The organism is Streptomyces sp. NPDC111507, from assembly GCF_055638955.1.
This window is the reverse complement of sequence record NZ_JBVKBU010000003.1, coordinates 845,185-867,037: the sequence shown is the minus strand read 5'-3', so window position 1 is coordinate 867,037 and position 21,853 is coordinate 845,185. Positions and strand designations below refer to the sequence as shown.

General features: G+C 70.7%; 18 protein-coding genes. 11 read left to right on the top strand and 7 right to left on the bottom strand.

What is annotated here, in order from left to right; genetic code table 11:
- Nucleotides 1–233 precede the first annotated feature (233 nt).
- On the bottom strand, nucleotides 234–3,056 hold the full coding sequence (locus ACZ7M2_RS16530) for an AAA family ATPase (RefSeq protein ID WP_471595821.1): 2,823 nt from the start codon (nucleotides 3,054–3,056) through the stop codon (nucleotides 234–236).
- Between the two features lie 264 nt (nucleotides 3,057–3,320).
- Nucleotides 3,321–4,160 (bottom strand): response regulator transcription factor, encoded by an 840-nt coding sequence (locus ACZ7M2_RS16525; RefSeq protein WP_471595820.1) that lies wholly within the window; start codon nucleotides 4,158–4,160, stop codon nucleotides 3,321–3,323.
- A gap of 116 nt (nucleotides 4,161–4,276) precedes the next feature.
- Between ACZ7M2_RS16525 and ACZ7M2_RS16520 the strand changes: the two genes are divergently transcribed.
- Nucleotides 4,277–5,956, top strand: coding sequence for an AMP-binding protein (locus tag ACZ7M2_RS16520; protein WP_471595819.1), 1,680 nt, complete (start codon nucleotides 4,277–4,279; stop codon nucleotides 5,954–5,956).
- A complete protein-coding gene (locus tag ACZ7M2_RS16515; RefSeq protein WP_471595818.1) occupies nucleotides 5,953–7,560 on the top strand; it encodes an AMP-binding protein in 1,608 nt (535 codons plus the stop codon). The genes ACZ7M2_RS16520 and ACZ7M2_RS16515 overlap by 4 nt, the downstream gene beginning before the upstream one ends.
- 21 nt (nucleotides 7,561–7,581) lie before the next feature.
- On the opposite strand, the gene ACZ7M2_RS16510 is transcribed toward ACZ7M2_RS16515, so the two are convergent.
- A complete protein-coding gene (locus ACZ7M2_RS16510) occupies nucleotides 7,582–8,445 on the bottom strand; it encodes a hypothetical protein (RefSeq protein ID WP_471596035.1) in 864 nt (287 codons plus the stop codon).
- Nucleotides 8,446–8,725: 280 nt separating this feature from the next.
- On the opposite strand from ACZ7M2_RS16510, the gene gcl reads away from it, so the two are divergent.
- Nucleotides 8,726–10,510, top strand: coding sequence for a glyoxylate carboligase (gene gcl / locus ACZ7M2_RS16505; protein ID WP_471595817.1), 1,785 nt, complete (start codon nucleotides 8,726–8,728; stop codon nucleotides 10,508–10,510).
- Between the two features lie 273 nt (nucleotides 10,511–10,783).
- On the opposite strand, the gene ACZ7M2_RS16500 is transcribed toward gcl, so the two are convergent.
- From ACZ7M2_RS16500 to ACZ7M2_RS16485, 4 genes are all read right to left on the bottom strand, one after another.
- On the bottom strand, nucleotides 10,784–11,020 hold the full coding sequence (locus ACZ7M2_RS16500; protein WP_352044519.1) for a hypothetical protein: 237 nt from the start codon (nucleotides 11,018–11,020) through the stop codon (nucleotides 10,784–10,786).
- Between the two features lie 314 nt (nucleotides 11,021–11,334).
- The gene (locus ACZ7M2_RS16495; RefSeq protein WP_471595816.1) at nucleotides 11,335–12,792 is read right to left on the bottom strand and encodes a catalase; all 1,458 of its coding nucleotides are present in this window, start codon (nucleotides 12,790–12,792) and stop codon (nucleotides 11,335–11,337) included.
- Between the two features lie 718 nt (nucleotides 12,793–13,510).
- The gene (locus ACZ7M2_RS16490) at nucleotides 13,511–14,437 is read right to left on the bottom strand and encodes a 2-hydroxy-3-oxopropionate reductase (protein WP_471595815.1); all 927 of its coding nucleotides are present in this window, start codon (nucleotides 14,435–14,437) and stop codon (nucleotides 13,511–13,513) included.
- 44 nt (nucleotides 14,438–14,481) lie between these two features.
- Nucleotides 14,482–15,339, bottom strand: coding sequence for a TIM barrel protein (locus tag ACZ7M2_RS16485; protein WP_471595814.1), 858 nt, complete (start codon nucleotides 15,337–15,339; stop codon nucleotides 14,482–14,484).
- Between the two features lie 170 nt (nucleotides 15,340–15,509).
- Here ACZ7M2_RS16485 and ACZ7M2_RS16480 point away from each other — a divergent pair, with 170 nt between their 5' ends.
- The 8 genes from ACZ7M2_RS16480 to ACZ7M2_RS16445 all read left to right on the top strand — a co-directional run bounded on the left by ACZ7M2_RS16480 (nucleotide 15,510) and on the right by ACZ7M2_RS16445 (nucleotide 21,852).
- Nucleotides 15,510–15,761 (top strand): YkoF family thiamine-binding protein, encoded by a 252-nt coding sequence (locus tag ACZ7M2_RS16480; protein ID WP_054237051.1) that lies wholly within the window; start codon nucleotides 15,510–15,512, stop codon nucleotides 15,759–15,761.
- On the top strand, nucleotides 15,758–16,126 hold the full coding sequence (locus ACZ7M2_RS16475) for a helix-turn-helix domain-containing protein (RefSeq protein ID WP_382123558.1): 369 nt from the start codon (nucleotides 15,758–15,760) through the stop codon (nucleotides 16,124–16,126). The genes ACZ7M2_RS16480 and ACZ7M2_RS16475 overlap by 4 nt, the downstream gene beginning before the upstream one ends.
- Nucleotides 16,127–16,259: 133 nt before the next feature.
- Nucleotides 16,260–16,775 carry a 2-oxo-4-hydroxy-4-carboxy-5-ureidoimidazoline decarboxylase gene (uraD, locus tag ACZ7M2_RS16470; RefSeq protein WP_471595813.1) on the top strand — a complete coding sequence of 172 codons (516 nt, stop codon included), beginning with the start codon at nucleotides 16,260–16,262 and terminating at the stop codon, nucleotides 16,773–16,775.
- Nucleotides 16,772–17,170, top strand: coding sequence for a hydroxyisourate hydrolase (gene uraH / locus ACZ7M2_RS16465; protein ID WP_352044525.1), 399 nt, complete (start codon nucleotides 16,772–16,774; stop codon nucleotides 17,168–17,170). The genes uraD and uraH overlap by 4 nt, the downstream gene beginning before the upstream one ends.
- 5 nt (nucleotides 17,171–17,175) lie before the next feature.
- The gene (gene pucL / locus ACZ7M2_RS16460) at nucleotides 17,176–18,123 is read left to right on the top strand and encodes a factor-independent urate hydroxylase (RefSeq protein ID WP_471595812.1); all 948 of its coding nucleotides are present in this window, start codon (nucleotides 17,176–17,178) and stop codon (nucleotides 18,121–18,123) included.
- A 156-nt stretch (nucleotides 18,124–18,279) separates the two neighbouring features.
- Nucleotides 18,280–19,668 (top strand): 8-oxoguanine deaminase, encoded by a 1,389-nt coding sequence (locus tag ACZ7M2_RS16455; RefSeq protein WP_471595811.1) that lies wholly within the window; start codon nucleotides 18,280–18,282, stop codon nucleotides 19,666–19,668.
- A gap of 223 nt (nucleotides 19,669–19,891) precedes the next feature.
- Nucleotides 19,892–21,292: a nucleobase:cation symporter-2 family protein gene (locus tag ACZ7M2_RS16450; RefSeq protein WP_471595810.1), complete on the top strand. Its 1,401-nt coding sequence runs from the start codon at nucleotides 19,892–19,894 to the stop codon at nucleotides 21,290–21,292.
- A gap of 179 nt (nucleotides 21,293–21,471) precedes the next feature.
- A complete protein-coding gene (locus tag ACZ7M2_RS16445; protein ID WP_471595809.1) occupies nucleotides 21,472–21,852 on the top strand; it encodes a hypothetical protein in 381 nt (126 codons plus the stop codon).
- Nucleotide 21,853: the final 1 nt, after the last annotated feature.

Genomic DNA, 21,853 nt, shown 5'->3' with positions numbered 1-21,853 from the left:
CTCCTCAGATGTTGCCGGTGGGGGGACGCGCGGGTGTGGGGGGTGAGGCACGGCGTCTGTGGGCTGACGCCGTGTGCCCGAGCGAGCGGCACGACGCTCACGCTAGAAGGCGGAACGTTCCGCATCCAAGAGGGGAACCCCCTAGGCGAGTTGCGGGAGGGAAAACCCTTGCTTGAGAGACACGGGGTTTAGCCACCGAACCTTCGGCCGCGGGCCGGTGGAGGCGGAAAAATTCACCCGCTCCGGCGCCCCGCAGCCAGCCGAACGATGTCCACCCGCGACCGGATCCCCAGCTTCCGGTACACCCGCGTCAGCGTCGCCTCGACGGTCTTCACGCTGATGAACAGCCGCGCGGCTATCTCCCGGTTGGTCGCGCCCTCCATGACCAGCGCCGCGACCTGACGCTCCGTCGCGGCGAGGCCCTCGAGCGCGGCGGGAGCGAGCGGCGTCGTGGCCGGGGCCACCGCGGGACCGGCCGCACTCGCGGACTCCACCTGCCGCAGCCACGGCAGCGCCCGGCAGCGGCGGAACAGCCGCGTCGCCTCGTCGTAGGAGGTCGGCCCCGGCCGGTGGGTGCGCAGCCCGGCGAGGGCGTACGCCGCCCGGGCCTCCTCCAGGCCGTAGCCCAGCTTGCCCAGCCGGTCCTGAGCGGCCGTCAGCTGACGTACCGCGGGCCCCTGTTCACCGCGCGTGGCCCGCACCAGCGCCTCCGCCCGGTCGAGCACGGCGAGCACGCTCTCCCGCCCGAGCCGCAGCGCCTGCGCCCGCGTGGCGTCGATGACGTCCTGCGCCTCGACCGGCTCACCGATCCGCACCAGCGCCTCGGCCAGGTCGCCGTGCCAGCGCCCCCGGGCCGGGTCCGTGACCCCGAGCCGTTCCTCCAGCTCCCGTACCCGCCGCAGGGACTGCACGACCGCGAGCGAGTCCCCGGCCACCAGCTGGGCGTGCCCGAGGGCGCCCAGGGCTCGGGAGAGGTAGACCAGGTCGCCGTCCTCCTCGGCGCGGTCCACGGCCTCCCGGGCCAGCGCCAGCGCCCGGTCGACGTCACCGCCCGCGGCCTCGGCGAGCGAGGTGAACATGGCGGTGGCCGCCTCGCCGATCCCGGTGTCGCGGGCCAGCCGCAGGCTCTCCCGGGCCAGGTCGAGCGCCCGCCCGCAGTGCCCGGAGCGCAGCTCGGTCTCGGCGAGCCCGCGCAGGAAGTGCACCTCGCTCTCGACCATCCCGCGCCGCCGCACCTCGCGCAGCAGGGCGGTGATCGTGGTGCGGGCCTCGGCGAGCTGGTCGCCCATGATCAGCCAGCGGAAGCGGGCGGCGCCGGCGCCGTTGTGGTCGCACGCCACCCGGGGGTCCTGCGGCTCGCGCATCGCCCGCTGGATGGTGGCGGGTGCGCCCGGATGGCCCATCAGAGTCTCCATCTGGGCCTGGAAGCCGAGCGCGAGGAGTTCGGTGGGCCGGTCCCCGGCGCGGGCGGCGAGCTGGGCGGCGATCGCGGCCTCCTCGCGGCCCTTGGCCATCTCGCCCTCCACCAGCAGGGCCCGCCAGGCGAGTTGGTAGCGCACGAGCGCGAGCAGCCGGGGATCCTCGCCCGCGTCGGCGAGGGCCTGCGGGAAGACCGCGTCGACCTCGGCCATGGCCTGCCCCGCCGCGTCGATGACGACCATCCAGGCGCGCACGCGCTCGGCCGGCGCGGTGACCCGGCGGAGCGCGTCGCGGGCGATGTCCCGCGCGAGGTCCGACTCCCCGGCGGTCAGCGCGTCCTCGGCGGCCTGCAACCGCCGCTCGTCCGGGCCGGGAACGGTCTCCGGGGGAGTGTGCCGGGCCGCGAGCAGCCCGAGCCCGGCCGCGACCGAGGGCGCGCCCCGGTCCCTGGCCACAGCCGCCGCCTCCCCGAGCCGGGCGGCGACCTGGGGATCGGTACCGGTGGTGGCCAGGGCGAGATGCCGGGCCCGTTCGATGGGGTCGGAGGCGGCCGTGGAGAGCGCGGCATGGGCGGCGCGGCGTTCCTGGGCGCTCGCCTCCGCGTACAGGGCGGCCGAGATCATCGGATGCGCGAACCGGATGCCCGGTGTCTCGCGCTCGGTCGCCAGCAGCCCGAGCGAGGCGGCGCGCGCGGTCTCGGCCTCGGCGTTCTCGCGCCCGGCCGCGTGCAGCAGCGCCAGCGTGGGGCGGGCGCCCGCGCTCGCGACGAGCAGGGTGTGGCGGGCCTCGGCCGAGAGCATCTCCAGACGGCTGAGCACGAGCGCGCGCAACGAGGTCGGCACGGGCAGTGGTTCGCCGGGGCTCGGCCGGGCGGGATTCTCGGCGAGCGCGCGGCCGAGTTCCAGTGCGAAGAGCGGGTTGCCGCCGCTGGTGCGGTGGATGTCGCGGACGGTCGTGCGGGGCAGCCCGGTGTAGCCGCGCCGGCCGAGGAGTTCGGCGACCTGCGCGCGGGAGAGCGGGTTGAGCCGCACGGCCAGGGTGTCCGGCGGGGACGCGCGTAGATGGCGATCGTGCTGTTGGTCCCGTGGCTCGGTGTCGGTGCGCACCGCGGACAGCATCCGTACGGGCATCTCGCCGAGCCTGCGGGCGGCGAAGCCGAGCAGTTCGGCGCTGGCCGGATCCAGCCACTGGAGGTCGTCGGCGACGATCAGGACCGGGCCCTGGGCTGCCAGCGCGCGCAGCACGGAGAGGACCGCGAGGCGCAGGGCGAGGCCGTCGCGTTGCAGGGTCGATTCCCCGCGGCCGGTGAGGGCCGATTCGAGGGCGGTGCGCTGCGGGGCGGGCAGCCGGTCGGAGACCTGGTCCACCACCAGGCCGAGGAGGTCGGCCAGGGCGAGGAAGGGCAGATGGGATTCGGACTCGGTCGCCGAGCAGCGCAAGACGGTGTGTGCAGATTCGGCGCATTCCGCTGCCAGCGCACGCAGAACGGTGGACTTTCCTATTCCCGCGGGGCCGTGCACCAGCACGCTGCCTCCGTCGGAGAGCTGCTCGCGGGCGCCCGCGAAGAGCTCCTCCCGGCCGATGACCAGGTCGGGGCGGGGTCTCGCAGGCTCCTTGAAGTCCCCTCGCACGGTCACCGCTCCCCTCGCATGTCGTGTCCGAGCCAATATTAGGCAACGACTCTTTGAATTTCGGAGTCTCACGGTGGTGAGGGAAATAACAAGAGTGTTGGCATAACGTATTTCAGGACGTCGTCGCCTGAATGAAGAACGCCAGGCGGGGGTCGCGGAGCGGCCGGAATGGGGGGCCGTGAAGCGGTCATAAGGGGCGGTTGGGTGGGAAATCGTCGCGGAGCGGCGGAGAAGAGCCCGCGGAGCGGCCGAAGCCGGGGCAGCCGGAAGCTACGGCAACAGCCCGACCCGCCGCGCGGCGACCACCGCCTCCCACCGCGTGTGCGCACCGAGCTTGCGCATGGCCGAGCGCAGATACCCCTTGACCGTCTCCGGCCGCAGCCCCAACCGCTCGGCGGCAACCCCGTTGGTGGCTCCCGCCGCGACGCAGGCGAGAACGTCCACCTCGCGCGGGGCGAGGTCGACGCGAGGCGTCCGGGCGTCGGACGCCGCCGCACCCGCCAGCCGCCCGCACACGTCGAGCAGTTCGGCCCGCAGCGCCGGGTCGACGATGCGCGGCGCCAGTGCCCGCAGCGCCCCGTGCGCCTCGCGGACCTCTTCCCACGCGGGGCTCCCGACCGCCGGTTCGGGCTCCCGGGCGACGGTCAGCAGCCCCTGCGCCTCGTCCCGTACGACCAGCGCCTGCTCCACGTCCCGGGCCGCCGCCACCGCCGCGCCGAGCGTGCGGTCACCCAGGGGCTGGGCCGTGCGCAGGGCGCCGTACAACACCCCGCGCACCCGGCGGCGTACGACGACGGGTACGGCGATCACGGAGCACAGGCCCTCGGTGGCGACCGCCACGTCGTACTCGTGGCTGATCTGCCGGGAGGCGGAGTAGTCCGTCACCGCGCAGGGCCGGGCCAGCGCGACGGCCTTGCCGCCCAGGCCGTTGCCCGAGGACACGGCGAGGGCGCTGAGTGCGGGCGTCGCCGTACCACTGAGTTCGCTGATACGTACCTGGGCGCGACCGGGTTCGACGAGGCCGCCGAAGGCGACCGGCAGCCCCGTGGCGCGCCGCAGTCGTACCAGCGCACCACGCAATTCCACCGCCTCGGCCGTGTCTGCTGCCACGTGTTCGCCCCTTCGTCGCGGCGTACCCCCGTTCGGGGGTGGTGAGACCTCCATCACGGAATACACGATGCTAGGGGCCTTTGTCGAAGGCGGCTGTGCGGCAACGAGGAGGACACATGACGGTGACGAACGGTGCGACGGACGAGTTCCGCGCCGCGCGGGACTTCCTGCTGGAGCACCGTGCGGACTACGCCACGGCGTACGAGGGCTTCGACTGGCCCCGCCCGGAGTCCTTCAACTGGGCGCTCGACTGGTTCGACGTCATCGCACGGGGCAACGACCGCACCGCCCTGCACATCGTCGAGGAGGACGCAGAGCGCGCCGAATTCTCCTTCGCCGCCCTCTCCGAGCGTTCGAACCGGGTGGCCAACTGGCTGCGCGCGCGGGGCGTACGCGCCGAGGACCGCGTGCTGGTCATGCTCGGCAACCAGGTCGAGCTGTGGGAGACGGCCCTCGCCGCGATGAAGCTGCGCGCCGTCGTCATCCCCGCGACCACCCTGCTGGGCCCCGCCGACCTGCGCGACCGGGTCGAGCGCGGCCGCATCCGGCATGTGATCGCGCGCGCCGAGGACGCCGAGAAGTTCGACGAGGTGCCCGGTCGCTACACCCGGATCACGGTGGGGGGAGCCCGGCCCGGCTGGCGGCCGTACGAGGAGGCGTACGCCGCCGACGCGAACTTCGAGCCGGAGGGTGTCACCCACTCCGACGACCCCCTGATGCTCTACTTCACCTCCGGCACCACCGCCCGCCCCAAGCTCGTCGAACACACCCACGCCTCCTACCCGATCGGTCATCTGTCGACGATGTACTGGATCGGGCTCAAGCCCGGCGACGTGCACCTGAACATCTCCTCGCCCGGCTGGGCCAAGCACGCCTGGTCCAACCTCTTCGCGCCCTGGAACGCGGAGGCGACCGTCTTCATCCACAACTACACGCGCTTCGACCCGGGCCGGCTGATGGCGGAGATGGACCGGGCGGGCGTCACCACCTTCTGCGCGCCGCCCACGGTCTGGCGGATGCTCATCCAGGCCGACCTGACGCAGCTGCGCACCCCGCCACGCGAGGCCGTCGCCGCCGGTGAGCCGCTGAACCCGGAGGTCATCGAACAGGTGCGGCGCGCCTGGGGCGTCACCATCCGGGACGGCTTCGGGCAGACCGAGACGGCCGTCCAGGTCTCCAACAGCCCCGGGCAGCAGCTCAAGACGGGCTCCATGGGACGGCCCAGTCCCGGCTTCCGCGTCGAACTCCTCGACCCGGTCACGGGTGCGCCCGGGGCGGTCGAGGGGGAGATCGCGCTCGATCTGTCGGCGCGACCGGTGGGCGTGATGACCGGCTACCACGGCGACGCCGACCGTACGGCGGAGGCGATGGCGGGCGGCTACTACCGCACCGGTGACATCGGCTCCCGGGACGAGGACGGATACATCACCTACGTCGGCCGCGCCGACGACGTGTTCAAGGCCTCCGACTACAAGATCTCGCCCTTCGAGCTGGAGAGCGCCCTGCTGGAGCACGAGGCGGTGGCGGAGGCGGCCGTCGTCCCGGCCCCCGACGCACTGCGGCTCGCCGTCCCGAAGGCGTACATCGTCCTCGCGGCGGGCCACGAGCCGGGCCCCGACCTGGCGAAGATGCTCTTCGAACACTCGCGGACGGTCCTCGCGCCGTACAAGCGCATCCGCCGTCTGGAGTTCGGCACGCTCCCCAAGACCATCTCCGGCAAGATCCGCCGGATCGAGCTGCGCGAGGCCACGGCCGCCGGCTCGGACGCCGAGTACCGCGAGGAGGACTTCCGGTGAGCGCACTCTCCTACGCGCACGGGACCAGCGCGACGACCCTGCTCGGCGACACCATCGGGACCAACCTGGACCGGGCGGTCGCGGCCTGGCCGGACCGGGAGGCGCTCGTCGACGTGCCGTCCGGGCGGCGCTGGACGTACGCCCAGTTCTCCGCGGACGTCGACGAGTTGGCGTACGCGCTGCTGGCCACCGGCATCGCCAAGGGCGACCGGGTGGGCATCTGGGCGGTCAACTGCCCGGAATGGGTGCTCGTCCAGTACGCCACCGCCCGCATCGGCGCGGTCATGGTGAACATCAACCCGGCCTACCGCACCCACGAGGTCGAGTACGTCCTCCAGCAGGCCGGCATCTCGCTGCTCTTCGCCTCCCTCAGCCACAAGACCAGCGACTACCGGGCGATGGTCGAGGAAGTGCGCGGCAGATGCCCGCAGTTGCGGGAGACCGTCTACATCGGTGACCCGAGCTGGGACGCCCTGATCGGGCGCGGGACTCCGGATCTCCACGAGGAATTCCGGGTTCGCGAGAGCGAGTTGTCCTGCGACGATCCCATCAACATCCAGTACACCTCGGGCACGACGGGCTTCCCCAAGGGGGCGACCCTCTCCCACCACAACATCCTCAACAACGGCTATTTCGTGGGCGAGTCGATCGCCTACAGCGAGCAGGACCGGATCTGCATCCCCGTGCCCTTCTACCACTGCTTCGGCATGGTGATGGGCAACCTCGCCGCGACCTCGCACGGCGCCTGCATGGTCATCCCCACGCCCTCCTTCGACCCGGCGGCGACGCTCCGCGCGGTCCAGGACGAGCGATGCACCTCGCTGTACGGCGTACCGACCATGTTCATCGCGGAGTTGAACCTCCCCGGCTTCGCGTCGTACGACCTGTCCTCGCTGCGCACCGGCATCATGGCGGGCTCGCCGTGCCCGGTCGAGGTGATGAAGCGGGTGGTCGCCGAGATGCACATGGCGGAGGTCTCCATCTGCTACGGCATGACCGAGACCTCGCCCGTGTCCCTGCAGACCCGCAGGGACGACGACCTGGAGCACCGCACCGGCACCGTCGGCCGGGTGCTCCCGCACCTGGAGGTGAAGGTCGTCGACCCGGTGGACGGGGTGACACAGCCCCGCGGCACCGCCGGAGAGCTGTGCACCCGCGGCTACAGCGTGATGCTCGGCTACTGGAACGAGCCCGAGAAGACCGCCGAGGCCGTCGACGCGGGGCGCTGGATGCACACGGGCGACCTCGCGGTGATGCGTGAGGACGGGTACGTCGAGATCGTCGGCCGCATCAAGGACATGATCATCCGCGGCGGCGAGAACATCTACCCGCGTGAGATCGAGGAGTTCCTCTACGCCCATCCGAAGATCGCCGATGTCCAGGTGGTCGGGGTGCCCCACGAGCGCTACGGCGAGGAGGTGCTCGCCTGCGTCATCCCGCTGGACCCGGCCGACCCCCTGACGCTGGGGGAACTGCGCGCCTTCTGCGAGGGCCGGTTGGCCCACTACAAGATCCCCAGCCGCCTGCAGGTCCTGGAGTCCTTCCCGATGACGGTGTCGGGGAAGGTCCGCAAGATCGAACTGCGGCAGACGTACGCCGAATAGAGCGCCCCCCGCCGCCGGGGTTCAGGCCCCGGTGGCGAGGAGTTCGTCGGCGTGGGTGTTCACCGGCTGGGGGGTGCCGGTGAGGTCGAGCACGAAGAGGGGGATCCCGAGGGCGTCGGCGCGGCGGCGGGCGTCGTCCGCGTACCCGGCCAGGGAGAAGTAGACGCATCCCGTGGACTCCGACATGGCCGTCAGCCACAGGCACTCCACGTCGCGCAGTGTGGCCGGGCGGACGGTGGGGTCCACCTGCGCCAGCATGCCGCGGGCGGCGAGCCCGATGCCCGTGGGCGGGCGCTGGTCCGCCCTGCGGATGTCGCGGTAGCCGAGCCACCGCAGATACAGCGCGGCCGCCGTGACGGCGTCACGGGCGGTGCGGATGGTCACCGGCTGGAACACCGGGCGGGGGGCCGGGGTGGTGCGGGGCAGCGGGACGTGGTCGGGGATGACAGGGCTGTCCGGTGTGGCGGGGGCGGGTGACGACTCTGCGGTACCGAGGGGTGGCGACCCGGCGGTACCGGGGGGCGGTGGCTCGGGGGTGTGGGGTGCCGCCTTGGTGTCCGGTTCCGTCTCCAGGTCCGCGGGGGCGCCGGTGCCCGGCACGATCTCCGCGCGCAGGGGGCGCCGTACCCCTCGTACCGGAATCCGCAGCATGGCTCCGCAGGGGCAGCCCAGTTCCGGATGGGGCCACTGGTCCGCGCGCCCGCAGGTGTCGCAGGGGACCGTGACCCAGTCCTCGTCCCAGGTGCGGTGGGTGACCGGCGCGGGATCGGCGAGGCGGTCGAGCGGAGGCGTGACGGGGGCACCGCACACGCACGGGTACGACGGCGCGGCAAAGAGATGCTCGCGACGGCAGGCCGGACACCGCACCGGCACGCTCTCGGCCATGGCCCACTCCAGGACGTCACGTCGGGACAGCGTGTCCATCGTCCTCCGGGTGAGGGGCCCGCGGGAGCGAAACGCTCCGACGGCCCCCGCCCTTCCCTCCTGTGGATCCGGCCGGGTGCGCACCCTTGACGCTCTTCGGCACGCCACCTACATTATTTCCAGATAGTAGAAGTTAATTTCCGCAATGTGGAATTTTCGCACTGCGAAGTCACCAGGAATCACCAGCTCTCCGAGGGGCGCGACGGGAGCGCGAATCCGACAGCCGAAGCAGGAGTACTCCATGGCTCGTATGACCGCTGCCCGCGCGGCAGTCGAGATCCTCAAGCGCGAGGGCGTCAGCGACGCGTTCGGCGTCCCGGGTGCGGCGATCAACCCCTTCTACGCGGCCCTCAAGGCCGCCGGGGGGATCAGTCACACCCTCGCCCGCCATGTCGAGGGCGCCTCGCACATGGCGGAGGGCTACACCCGCACCCGGCCGGGCAACATCGGCGTCTGCATCGGTACGTCGGGACCCGCAGGCACCGACATGATCACCGGCCTCTACTCCGCGATCGGCGACTCGATCCCGATCCTGTGCGTCACGGGCCAGGCGCCGACCGCCGTGATCCACAAGGAGGACTTCCAGGCCGTCGACATCGCCTCGATCGCGAAGCCGGTGACCAAGATGGCGGTCACCGTGCTGGAGGCGGCCCAGGTTCCCGGCGTCTTCCAGCAGGCCTTCCACCTCATGCGCTCCGGCCGTCCGGGCCCGGTCCTCATCGACCTGCCCATCGACGTCCAGCTCACCGAGATCGAGTTCGACCCGGAGACGTACGAGCCGCTCCAGGCGTACAAGCCCGCCGCCACCCGCGCCCAGATCGAGAAGGCGATCGGGCTGCTGAACGAGTCCGAGCGGCCCCTGATCGTCGCCGGCGGCGGTGTCATCAACGCCGATACCAGCGAACTCCTCGTGGAATTCGCCGAGTTGACGGGCATTCCGGTCGTCCCCACCCTGATGGGCTGGGGTGTCCTGCCCGACGACCACGAGCTGAACGCCGGCATGGTGGGCCTGCAGACCTCGCACCGCTACGGCAACGCGACCTTCCTGGAGTCCGACTTCGTCCTGGGCATCGGCAACCGCTGGGCCAACCGCCACACCGGCAAGCTGGACGTCTACACCGCGGGCCGCACCTTCGTCCACGTCGACATCGAGCCCACCCAGATCGGCAAGATCTTCGCCCCGGACTACGGCATCGCCTCCGACGCGAAGGCCGCGCTCGAACTGTTCGTCCAGGTGGCGAAGGAACTCAGGGCGGAGGGCCGGCTGCCGGACCGCTCCGCGTGGGCCGCCTCCGCCCAGGAGCGCAGGGCGACCCTCCAGCGCCGTACGCACTTCGACGACATCCCGATCAAGCCGCAGCGCGTCTACGAGGAGATGAACAAGGCCTTCGGCCCGGAGACCCGGTACGTCTCCACCATCGGCCTCTCGCAGATCGCCGGCGCCCAGATGCTGCATGTCTACCGGCCCCGGCACTGGATCAACTGCGGCCAGGCGGGACCGCTCGGCTGGACGATCCCGGCCGCGCTGGGCGTCGCCAAGGCCGACCCGGAGGCCTCCGTCGTCGCCCTCTCCGGCGACTACGACTTCCAGTTCATGATCGAGGAGCTGGCCGTCGGCGCCCAGCACCGGATCCCGTACGTCCACGTCCTGGTCAACAACGCCTACCTGGGCCTGATCCGCCAGGCGCAGCGGGCCTTCGACATCGACTTCCAGGTCAAGCTGGAGTTCGAGAACATCAACTCGCCCGAGCTCGGCGTCTACGGCGTCGACCACGTCAAGGTCGTCGAGGGCCTCGGCTGCAAGGCGATCCGTGTCACCGACCCGGCCGAGCTGGGCGCCGCCTTCGAGCAGGCCAAGAAGCTGGCCGCCGAGTTCCGGGTGCCGGTCGTCGTCGAGGCGATCCTGGAGCGCGTCACCAACATCTCGATGTCCACGACGAACGACATCGGCAACGTCGTGGAGTTCGAGGAGATCGCGACCGAGCCGGGCCACGCGCCCACGTCCATCAGGACGCTGAAGGTCTGACGTACGCATTCCTCGCGTACCGGTCGCGCACGTACCGGTCGCGGACATACCAGGGGCGGTTCACCGTTTGGGTGAGCCGCCCCTCGTGCTGTTCCCCCGTGATCCCCCGTACCCCCGTCACGAGGCCCGCCGCCCCCGTGCCGGCGGGCCTCGTGTGCCGAGAATGTGCCCACCACCGGGGTGAGGTGAAGCCCCTGGGGTCGTGTTCAGAGCTTGATTTGAGGGTTGCGTAGCCGGCGTACGTCCTCTGGAGTACGTGTCCGGGGCGTGTTCTCAGTCGTCCGGGAGCTCGAGCTCCTCGAATCCCGGCCAGTGGTCGGGTCCGCCGCCCTGCCAGTCGATGATGTCGGTCTTGTCGACCTCGATCTCGTCCAGGTCGACCTCGGCCCGCCGCAGGATCTCGATGACGTCGTCGAGGTGATAGGCGACACCGAGCGTCTCGTCCCCCGTGGTGACCCGTCGCGAGCCGTCCAGTGCCGGGGCGTGCACGACGATGCTTGGATAGTCCATGCTTTCAGGCTGCTGTGATCCGGCCGACTCCGCACCCCGGGAGCACGCCGAGGCGCCGGGTACGGAGTCCGTACCCGGCGCCTCGCTCGGTGTGTGACGGGGACCGCGGCGGCCGCGACGGAACCGGGGCCGGCCTTCCCTCAGGTCGAGAAGGGGGTCCCGGGACCTTCACCACCGCACTGGCTCACATCCGCCGCGGTCCTCGTCGTGCCCGCGTGCCACCGGCGACCACCCCTCATCCGGGTCGCTCGGGTCCTCGCGGGCCGCGCGTCACCGGGCCGACCTCCCGTCTGGCCCGGTGACGCGGTCAGGGGTCAGTCCTCGCGCAGGGCGTGGACCGCTTCCGCCACGCGCCGGCCGTACTCCGGGTCGGCGGCGTGGAAGTGGGCGAGGTTCTTCTCGACGACGTCGTCGCGGGAGACCTGTGCGAGGCCGCCGGCGATGTTGGCGATCAGCCGGGACCGCTCCTCGGCCGACATCAGGCGGTAGAGCTCGCCGGCCTGGAAGAAGTCGTCGTCCTTGGTGTGGAGGGGAGCCTCGTGGGCGCCGGTCCAGCCGGCGACGGCCAGCGGGGCCGACAGCGGGCGGCCGGTCTCGGCCGGGCCGCCGTAGGAGTTCGGCTCGTAGTTCTTGGCGGCGCGGCCCTGCGCATTGGATGCCATGAAGCCGTCGCGGCCGTAGTTGTCCGCGGTCGTGGCCTTCGGCGCGTTCACCGCGAGCTGGGTGTGGTTGACGCCGAGACGGTAGCGGTGGGCGTCCGCGTAGGCGAACAGCCGGCCCTGGAGCATCTTGTCGGGGGAGGGGCCGATGCCCGGAACGAAGTTGTTCGGGGAGAACGCGGCCTGCTCGACCTCGGCGAAGACGTTGTCGGGGTTGCGGTCCAGGACCAGTCGGCCCACGCGCTGGAGCGGGAAGTCCTTGTGCGGCCACACCTTGGTGAGGTCGAAGGGGTTGAAGCGGTAGTCCGCCGCGTCGGCCGCGGGCATGATCTGGACGTGGAGGGTCCAGGACGGGCGTACGCCCCGCTCGATGGCCTGTAGGAGGTCCGTCTGGTGGGAGTTCGGGTCCTTGCCCGCGATCTCCTGCGCCTGCTCGGTGGAGAGGCTGCGGACGCCCTGGTTCGTCTTGAAGTGGTACTTGACGAAGAAGGCCTCACCTTCGGCGTTCGTCCACTGGTAGGTGTGCGAGCCGTAGCCGTTCATGTGCCGGTACGAGGCGGGGATGCCGCGGTCGCCCATCAGCCAGGTCACCTGGTGCGTGGCCTCGGGGGCGTGCGCCCAGAAGTCCCAGACGTTGTCCGGCTCCTGCTTGCCCGTGAACGGGTCTCGCTTCTGGGAGTGGATGAAGTCGGGGAACTTGAGCGGGTCCTTGATGAAGAAGACCGGGGTGTTGTTCCCGACGAGGTCGTAATTCCCCTCCTCCGTGTAGAACTTGACCGCGAAGCCGCGCGGGTCGCGGACCGCGTCCGCGCCGCCCAGGTTGTCGGCCACGGTGGAGAAGCGCAGGAAGACCTCGGTGCGCTTGCCGACCGCGTTCAGGAAGTCGGCGTGGGTGAAGCCGGTGACGTCGTCCGTGACCTCGAAGTGGCCGTACGCGCCGGAGCCGCGGGCGTGCACCACGCGCTCCGGGATGCGCTCGCGGTTGAACCGGGCGAGCTTCTCCAGGAGGTGCTGGTCCTGGAGGAGGAGCGGGCCGCCTGCGCCGGCGGTGGCTGAGTTCTGGTTGTCGGCGACCGGAGCACCGGACTCGGTCGTAAGCACGCGCTTCGACATCGTGGACCTTCCATGCGAGGGGCAGCGGAAACCGACTTCCGCTTCGTGGAGCCTAGGTTTGGGGTGTTCCGAACGTCAACAGTTTGTTGAAGTGGGTTGGGTTCCGGGTGGCGCCATCGCTTGGGCGCGACAGGACAGGTGTCAGCGACGACACCACCCGGAAGTCTCAGAACCGCCCCGAAGCGCTCGGGCCTGCGCTCGGCACAGCGGGCTGCACCCGGCACAGCCGGCTGCGCCGACGACGCATCCGGCCGCGCCCGACGTACGGGCCGCGCCCGACGTGTCGGGCTGCGCCCGAGGCGCAGGGGTCGTGTCCGGTGTATCGGGCGGCGTTCGACGCCGTCAGGCCGTGCCCGGTGTACCGGGGTTGTGCTCGGCGTGTCGGGCTGCGTCCGAGGTGCAGGGGTCGTGTCCGGTGTGTCGGGGCGGCATCCGGCGTCGGCAGGCCGTGCCCGGTGTGCCGGGGTTGTGCTCGTCGTGTCGGGCTGTGCCCGAGATATCGGGGCCGCGCCCGGCGTACGGGCCTCGACCGCTGTGTCGGGGCGGTGCCCCTCGTGCCGGGGCGGTGCTTGACGCGTCAGGCCGCGCCCGAGGTGTCAGGGCTTCGCCCCATGTGTCGCGAGTCTGCGGCCGACGCATCCGAGGTGCCAGGGCCGTGCCCGAGGAGTCAGGGGCGCGTCCGAACAAGCGGGCCCGTGCCTGGCGTGACGGAGTCGTGTCAGAGCTGGGCGCCCGAGAGGCGTTCCACGGAGCGGAGGAGGGCCGAGTGGTCGAGGCCGCCGTCGCCCTGGGCGCGCAGGGAGGCGACGAGCTGGGCGACCACGGCGCCCACCGGCAGCGCGGCGCCGACCGTGCGGGCGGCGTCCGTGACGATGCCCATGTCCTTGTGGTGCAGGTCGATGCGGAAGCCCGGCTTGAAGTCACGGTTCAGGAAGTTGTCCTTCTTCCGCGTCAGTACGGTCGAGCCGGCAAGCCCGCCGCCCAGGACGTCGAGCGCGGCCTTCAGGTCCACGCCGGACTTCTCCAGGAAGACCACGGCCTCGGCGCACGCCTGGATGTTCACGGCGACGATCAGCTGGTTCGCGGCCTTCACGGTCTGGCCGGAGCCGTGCGGACCGCAGAGCACGATGGTCTTGCCAAGTGCCTCGAAGAGCGGCTCGGCCTCGTCGAAGTCGGCCTGCTCGCCACCGACCATGATCGACAGCACGGCCTCGATCGCCCCGGCCTCGCCGCCGGACACGGGAGCGTCCAGAACCCGGATCCCCTTCGCGGCGGCCGCCTTCGCGAGGTCCACGGAGGTCTGCGGGGTGATCGACGACATGTCGATCAGCAGCGCGCCGGACCTCGCGTTCTCCAGGATGCCGTCGGGGCCGTACGCGATGGCCTCGACCTGCGGGGAGGCGGGCACCATCGTGATCACCACGTCGGCGTCCCGCACGGCCTCGGCGATCGAACCGGCGGCCCTACCACCCGCGGCGGTGAGACGCTCCAGCTTGTCCTGCTCCAGCGTGAACCCGGTGACGTCGTACCCGGCCTTGACCAGGTTCTCCGACATGGGGGAGCCCATGATGCCGAGACCGATCCAGGCGACCGCCGGGCGGGCCGGGCGGTTCGGGTGGGAAGAATCTGCAAGAGTGCTGCTCATGAGGGTGCCTCTCTGACTGCTGTGATACGTCGATGAGTTGCCGCTCAGCGGGCGGCTCGGGCCTCGGTCGGCAGCCAGTCGAAGGCCGCCGCGCTCGGGCGGTCGCCCGGCTTGTACTCCAGGCCGACCCAGCCCTCGTAACCGGCCTTCCTGAGACGGCCGAGCAGGTCCTCCAGGGGCAGGGTCCCGGTGCCCGGAGCGCCGCGCCCGGGGTTGTCGGCGATCTGCACGTGGCCGGTCTTCGCGGCGTACCGCTCGATCACCGACGGCAGGTCCTCGCCGTTCATGGACAGGTGGTACAGGTCCATGAGGAACCTGGCATTGCCGAGGCCGGATGCCTCGTTGACCCTGTCGACGACGGCGACTCCCGCCGGGGCGCTCACCAGGGGATACCGCGGTGACTCGGGCTGGTTGAGGGTCTCGATCAGGAGGATCGCGCCGCTCCGGTCGGCGGCCCGCGCCGCGAGGACCAGGTTCTCCAGCGCGAGCGCGTCCTGCTCGGCCGCCTCCACGCCCTCGACACGGTTGCCGTACAGCGCGTTGAGGGCCCTGCAGCCCAGCGAGCGCGCGAAGTCGGCCGCCACGTCGATGTTGGCGCGGAACCGCTCCGACTCGGCGCCGGGGATCGACAGCGCGCCCCGGTCGGGGCCGGGCAGCTGTCCGGCGTAGAAGTTCAGCCCCGTCAGCCGGACGCCCGCGTCCTCGATCGCCTCCTTCAAGGCGCCGAGTTCGGACCGCTCGGGGGTGGGGGAGTCGACCCAGGGCCACCACAGCTCGACCGCGGTGAAGCCCGCCGCGGCGGCCGCCGCGGGGCGCTCCAGGAGCGGGAGTTCCGTGAAGAGGATCGACAGGTTGACGCTGAAGCGGTGCTCGGTGGCTGTGCCCCATTCGGAACCCGGCATGTGGCTCGGCGCTCCCTTCCGTGTCGAGACGTTCGCCGGCGAGAGTCGAGACGTCATTGAATTCCGTATTGCGGAAGTTAGTTTCTGCTTAATGGAAGACTGCCGTCGGGCGTCGAGGCTTGTCAAGAGGGGGCTGCCGGAAAATCGGCACCGCGCAGTAGGTTGAGCGCGTGCGATTGAGAGTGGAGTTCACGACCGAGCCCTTCGATCTCGACGAGGCGCCCCCGCACGCGCTGGTCGCCCGCGAGGTCATCGAGGCGGCCGAACTGGACGCCGTGGACGTCGGCCCGTTCGGCAACACCGCCGAGGGGGACGCGGACGCGGTGCTCACCGCGGTCGACGCGCTGCTGCGCCGGGCTCTGGCGGCCGGTGCCACCAGGGTCTCGCTGCAGGTGAACGCGGTCGGGGAGGGCGATAAGTGACCGGTATCGGAGACGACCCCTTCATCGCGGCGGTCAAGCCGCTGGTCGACGCCATGGGGGGCGAGATGGTGGCGCCCGACCGGGCCGGCCCCGACGATGTCGTGCTCTCCTGGGAGGGTGCGGACGTGGTCGCCGTACGGCTGCCGCAGCTGGCCGACTCGCTCGATCACATCCTGGCCGCCCTGGAGCGCAAGCAGGGCAAGCCGCTGGCCGACCTCGACCGCAAGTCCAAGCAGGAGGTCGTACGGGTGCTCGAGGCCCGCGGAGCCTTCTCGGTGCGGCACGGCGTGGAGACGGTGGCGAGCGCGCTGGGCGTCAGCCGCTTCACCGTCTACAACTATCTGAACCGCGAGAAGGAGGCCTGAGCGCCGGGCTTCGGTGGTCGCCGCGCGTGGGGTGGCGGTTGTTACCTCGATTTTTCAACAAAGTGTTGACGTGGTGTTTCCGAGGGCGTTAGCTAGCCGCAGCCCGTCCAGCACAAGGCCACGGAGGCTTGCCGTGACTTCGAGTACGACACCCGGCGGCCTCGCCCGGTTCAACGCCCTGGAGGAGCACGCGGCCCACGCCGCCCTCCATGAGGCGTGCGCGTCGACGGCCTGGGTGCGCACCCTGCTCACCCACCGCCCCTACACCACCCCCGACGACCTCTTCGCCGCGAGCGACGCCGTCATGGCCGAGCTGACCGCCGAGGACCTGGCGGAGGCGATGGCGGGGCACCCGCCGATCGGGCGGCCGAAGCCCGGGGACCCCACCTCCTCCCGGGAGCAGCGCGGCATGGCCGGCGCCTCCGCGGGGCTCAAGGAGGAGATGCTCGAACTGAACCTGGCGTACCAGGAGAGGTTCGGCCATGTCTTTCTGATCTGCGCCACCGGCCGGACCGGCGAGCAGATGCGCGACGCGGTCAAGGAACGGATCGGCAACTCGCCCGAGCAGGAGCGCGAGATCGTCCGCTCCGAACTGGGCAAGATCAACCGCATCCGGCTGGCCCGTCTCGTGGAGGAGGAGAACGTATGAGCACCGACACCACCGCATCCGTGTCCACGCACATCCTGGACACCAGCGTCGGACGCCCCGCCGAGGGCGTCGCCGTCCGGCTTGCGGCCCGTGGCGGCCGTACGGCGGACTGGCGGGAGTTCGGCGGCTCCGCGACCGACGCGGACGGGCGGTGCAAGGACCTCCCGGCGCTGCCGGAGGGGACGACCCACGTACGGCTCGACTTCGAGGTCGAGGCGTACTTCGAGAAGAAGCAAGCCGATGCGCAGCAGGACGCCCCCGCGAATCGGGACAGCGGTGCGAGCGGAGTGTTCTTCCCCGAGGTGACGATCACCTTCGCCGTCAGGCCGGGCGAGCATTACCACGTACCGCTGCTGCTCAACCCGTTCGGCTACTCCGTTTACCGAGGGAGCTAGCAGAAATGACTGACAATTCCCACCGCGGCCGCCCTGTGATGCTGGGACAGAACCAGTACGGCAAGGCCGAGAACCGCGTCGTGAAGATCACCCGCGACGGCGCGACGCACCACATCAAGGACCTGAACGTGTCCGTGGCGCTGAGCGGCGACATGGAAGAGGTCCACTACTCGGGCTCCAACGCGAACGTCCTGCCGACGGACACCACCAAGAACACGGTGTACGCCTTCGCCAAGGAGTACGGCATCGAGTCCGCCGAACAGTTCGGCATCCATCTCGCCCGGCACTTCGTGACCTCGCAGGAGCCGATCAAGACCGCGCGCATCCGCATCGAGGAGTACGCCTGGGAGCGCATCGAGACCTCCGACGCCAACTCCAGGTTCATCGGGGCCGACGACGTCAAGCACTCCTTCGTGCGCAAGGGCCAGGAGACCCGGGTCACCCAGATCACCTATGACGGCTCGTCGTGGGAGGTCATCTCGGGGCTGAAGGACCTCGTCGTGATGAACTCGACGAACTCCGAGTTCTGGGGCTACGTCAAGGACAAGTACACGACGCTCCCCGAGGCGTACGACCGCATCCTGGCCACCCAGGTCTCCGCCCGCTGGCGCTTCAACTGGACCGGCGACGAGCAGAAGACGCCCCACTGGGAGAAGTCCTACGACCAGGTCAGGAAGCACATGCTCCAGGCCTTCGCGGAGACCTACTCCCTGTCGCTGCAGCAGACCCTGTACCAGATGGGCTCGCGGATCATCGAGAACCGCAGCGAGATCGACGAAGTGCGCTTCTCCCTCCCGAACAAGCACCACTTCCTGGTCGACCTCAAGCCGTTCGGGCTCGAGAACGACAATGAGGTGTACCTCGCGGCCGACCGGCCCTACGGACTGATCGAGGCCACCATCCTGCGCGACGGCTGCGAGCCGCACATCCCGGTGGACCTCACCAACCTCTGAGCCAACCTCTGGGCCGGCCTCTGCCCCCACCTCTGCGCCGGCCTCCGAGGCCTCGGCGAAGGCCCCTCCTTCGGCACCCGTGGCGTCGACAGCCGCGGCACTCAAACCTCCTAGGGTCCTGCCGTGCCCACCCCTCGAAACGAAGAAGGACGCACCATGGCAGCATCGGCAGAAAACCGGCGCATCGTCATCGAGAACTGTGCGATCGCGACGGTGGACGCGAGCGACACCGAGTACGCGTCGGGCCATGTCGTCGTCGCGGACCACCGCATCGAGTCGCTCGGCGCGGGCAGGGCCCCGGAGGGCCTGGAGAACGTCGTACGCCGTATCGACGCCACGGGCCACCTCGTGACCCCCGGCCTGGTCAACACCCACCACCACTTCTACCAGTGGATCACCCGCGGCCTGGCCACCGACCACAACCTCTTCAACTGGCTCGTCGCGCTCTACCCGACCTGGGCGCGGATCGACGAGCAGATGGTGTCCGCCGCCGCGCAGGGCTCCCTCGCCATGATGGCCCGTGGCGGTGTCACCACCGCCATGGACCACCACTACGTCTTCCCGCAGGGCTCCGGTGACCTGTCCGGCGCCATCATCCGGGCCGCCCGAGAGATGGGCGTCCGCTTCACCCTCGCCCGCGGCTCCATGGACCGCAGCGAGAAGGACGGCGGGCTGCCGCCGGACTTCGCCGTCGAGACCCTCGAAGGCGCCCTCGCCGCCACCGAGGCGACCGTCGACGAGCACCACGACCCCTCCTTCGGCGCCATGACCCAGGTGGCCGTCGCACCCTGCTCGCCCTTCTCCGTCTCCACCGAACTCATGCGTCAGGGCGCCGAGTTGGCCCGCCGCAAGGGCGTACGACTGCACACGCACGGCTCGGAGACCGTGGAGGAGGAGCAGTTCTGCAAGGAACTGTTCGGCATGGGCCCCACCGAGTACTTCGAGTCCACCGGCTGGCTCGGCGAGGATGTGTGGATGGCGCACTGCGTCCACATGAACGACTCCGACATCGCCGCCTTCGCCCGTACGAAGACCGGTGTCGCCCACTGTCCCTCGTCCAACGCCCGTCTCGCGGCCGGTATCGCCCGCGTCCCGGACATGCTCGCGGCCGGCGTCCCGGTCGGCCTCGGCGTCGACGGCACCGCCTCGAACGAGTCCGGTGAACTCCACACCGAACTGCGCAACGCCCTCCTCATCAACCGCCTCGGCGCCCACCGCGAAGCCGCCCTGAACGCCCGTCAGGCGCTGCGCCTGGGCACCTACGGCGGCGCCCAGGTCCTGGGCAGGGCGGCGGAGATCGGTTCCCTGGAGCCGGGCAAACTCGCCGACCTCGTGCTGTGGAAGCTGGACACCCTCGCGCACGCCTCGATCGCCGACCCGGTGACCGCGCTGGTCTTCGGCGCCGCGGCCCCGGTCACCCTCTCGCTCGTGGGCGGCGAGCCGGTGGTGGAGAACAGCCGGCTCCTGCACGTCGACGAGGACGCCATCGCCCGCGCCACGCGGGAAGAGGCGCAGCGCCTCGCGCGGATCGCCGCGGGGGCCTGACCCACCGAAAGAACTCCGGCCGAGGGGGACGGCCCTCGGCCGGTAGCCGTGGACCCGAGCGGGGTCCATGGCGGCCGTCTCCGGGGCGTGCATGGACGTGCGCGCCCCGGAACGGTCACCTTTACCCCTTTTGAGGGGCTCCGTCCCCCGGTCCCGCACGACCGCGCACCACCTCCTGAAACCCACGTCAGAGCCGACGTGTTACCCGCCCGGAGGAGCCGCCGTGACCGCCCACCCCGTCGACGAGAAACTGCCCGCACTCAAGATGGCCACCACGGGCCTGCAACACGTGGCCGCCATGTACGCCGGAGTCGTCGCCCCACCCCTGATCGTCGGCGCCGCCGTCGGTCTGTCCCCCGCCGAGCTGACCTTCCTCACCGGCGCCTGCCTGTTCACCGCGGGCCTCGCCACCTTCCTCCAGACCCTCGGTCTCTGGAAGATCGGAGCGCGGCTGCCGTTCGTCAACGGCGTCACCTTCGCGGGCGTCGCCCCCATGACCGCCGTCGCCGCCTCCACCAAGGACAGGTCCGACGCCCTGCCGATCATCTTCGGCGCGGTGATGGTCGCGGGCGTCCTGGGCTTCGTGGCGGCCCCCTTCTTCAGCAAGGCCGTCCGCTTCTTCCCGCCCGTCGTCACCGGCACCGTCATCACCCTCATAGGTGTCTCGCTGCTGCCGGTCGCCTTCGGCTGGGCGCAGGGACCCGATCCCGCGGCGCACGACTACGGATCGCCGACCTACCTGGGCCTCGCGGCGGCCACGCTCGTGCTCGTGCTGCTGCTGCGCCGCTTCACCCGCGGTTTCGTCAAGCAGATCGCCGTGCTGCTCGGCCTGGTCATCGGCACGCTGGTGGCGATCCCGTTCGGTGCCACGGACTTCGGTCCGGTGACCCACGCGGACGTGGTCGGCTTCCCGACGCCGTTCCACTTCGGCGCCCCGCAGTTCCAGCTCGCCGCGATCCTCTCGCTGTGCGTGGTCATGGTGGTCTCGATGACCGAATCGACCGCGGACATGATGGCGTTGGGCGAGATCGTGGAGCGTCCGGCCGACGAGCGGACCATCGCGGCGGGCCTGCGCGCGGACACCCTCGGCTCGGCCCTCAGCCCGTTCTTCAACGGCTTCATGTGCAGCGCCTTCGCGCAGAACATCGGGCTGGTCGCGATGACGCGGATCCGCAGCCGGTACGTCGTCGCCACCGGCGGCGGTTTCCTGGTGCTGATGGGCCTGTGCCCGATGGCCGCGTCGCTGATCGCCGTCGTACCGCGCCCGGTCCTCGGCGGGGCGGGCGTCGTCCTGTTCGGCTCGGTCGCGGCCAGCGGCATCCAGACCCTGGTCAGGGCCGGCCTGGAGAAGGACAACAACGTCCTGATCGTCGCCGTGTCGCTGGCCGTCGGGATCATCCCGATCACCGCGCCGGACTTCTACCACGCGTTCCCGCAGACGGCGCGGATCGTCCTGGACTCGGGGATCTCCACGGGGTGCGTGGCGGCCGTCCTGCTCAACCTCGTCTTCAACCACCTGGGCCGAAACCGGGACGACGACGAGGTCACGGCCCCGATGGAGCCGGGCGAGGAGATCGTGGCACAGTGCACGGGCCCCGTCGGCGGCCACGGGGCCAGGTCCTAGGCGCGAGGGGCGCGGGGGCGGATCCGGGGATCACCGTATGCAGGTCGAAGATCGCGGTTGCGCCCGTCCGGTGCGGGTCTGCGGGTTCCTCATGTCGGATCCACCTCCGAATTGCGGACACGCGTTCGGTAACTTACGGTGATCGTGATGTTGTGTACCGTGACGTGGAGGAAGTGGTCATGGCCGATCGAGCGAGCATCCGCAAGCAGTCGCTTCCCCGGTTCGAGGACGCCGAGGAGCTCGGACCTCAGGACGCGCAGTTCGTGCAGGACCTGGTTTCCGTGCTGGAGAAACACGGAAACCTTGACCGCTTCGGACTGTGCCTGTTGCACGAGCACTTCCCGCTGGCGGCGGGCGAGGTCATGGTGGAGAGCTGCGACCCGCGGACTCGTACATTGCGGACCCAGGTGGAGAAGGCGGATCGGACCGGGCACGTCAAGGGCTCGCAGTGGCGGTTCCTGGCCGGCGCGGACCCTTCGCGTGCCGCGGAGTTCGAGGGGGGTCCGTACCGGGTGATCATGCTGTGCACCCCTCTCACGGGATGTCCCGCGGAGGAGTGAT

Excerpts from the sequence above, each read along its gene's own strand:
- ACZ7M2_RS16445 (WP_471595809.1), top strand. The coding sequence starts at position 21,472 with ATGGCCGATCGAGCGAGCATCCGCAAGCAGTCGCTTCCCCGGTTCGAG.
- ACZ7M2_RS16490 (WP_471595815.1), bottom strand. The coding sequence starts at position 14,437 with ATGAGCAGCACTCTTGCAGATTCTTCCCACCCGAACCGCCCGGCCCGC.
- ACZ7M2_RS16520 (WP_471595819.1), top strand. The coding sequence starts at position 4,277 with ATGACGGTGACGAACGGTGCGACGGACGAGTTCCGCGCCGCGCGGGAC.
- pucL (WP_471595812.1), top strand. The coding sequence starts at position 17,176 with ATGACTGACAATTCCCACCGCGGCCGCCCTGTGATGCTGGGACAGAAC.
- ACZ7M2_RS16485 (WP_471595814.1), bottom strand. The coding sequence starts at position 15,339 with ATGCCGGGTTCCGAATGGGGCACAGCCACCGAGCACCGCTTCAGCGTC.
- gcl (WP_471595817.1), top strand. The coding sequence starts at position 8,726 with ATGGCTCGTATGACCGCTGCCCGCGCGGCAGTCGAGATCCTCAAGCGC.
- ACZ7M2_RS16510 (WP_471596035.1), bottom strand. The coding sequence starts at position 8,445 with ATGGCCGAGAGCGTGCCGGTGCGGTGTCCGGCCTGCCGTCGCGAGCAT.
- ACZ7M2_RS16500 (WP_352044519.1), bottom strand. The coding sequence starts at position 11,020 with ATGGACTATCCAAGCATCGTCGTGCACGCCCCGGCACTGGACGGCTCG.
- uraH (WP_352044525.1), top strand. The coding sequence starts at position 16,772 with ATGAGCACCGACACCACCGCATCCGTGTCCACGCACATCCTGGACACC.
- ACZ7M2_RS16455 (WP_471595811.1), top strand. The coding sequence starts at position 18,280 with ATGGCAGCATCGGCAGAAAACCGGCGCATCGTCATCGAGAACTGTGCG.
- ACZ7M2_RS16495 (WP_471595816.1), bottom strand. The coding sequence starts at position 12,792 with ATGTCGAAGCGCGTGCTTACGACCGAGTCCGGTGCTCCGGTCGCCGAC.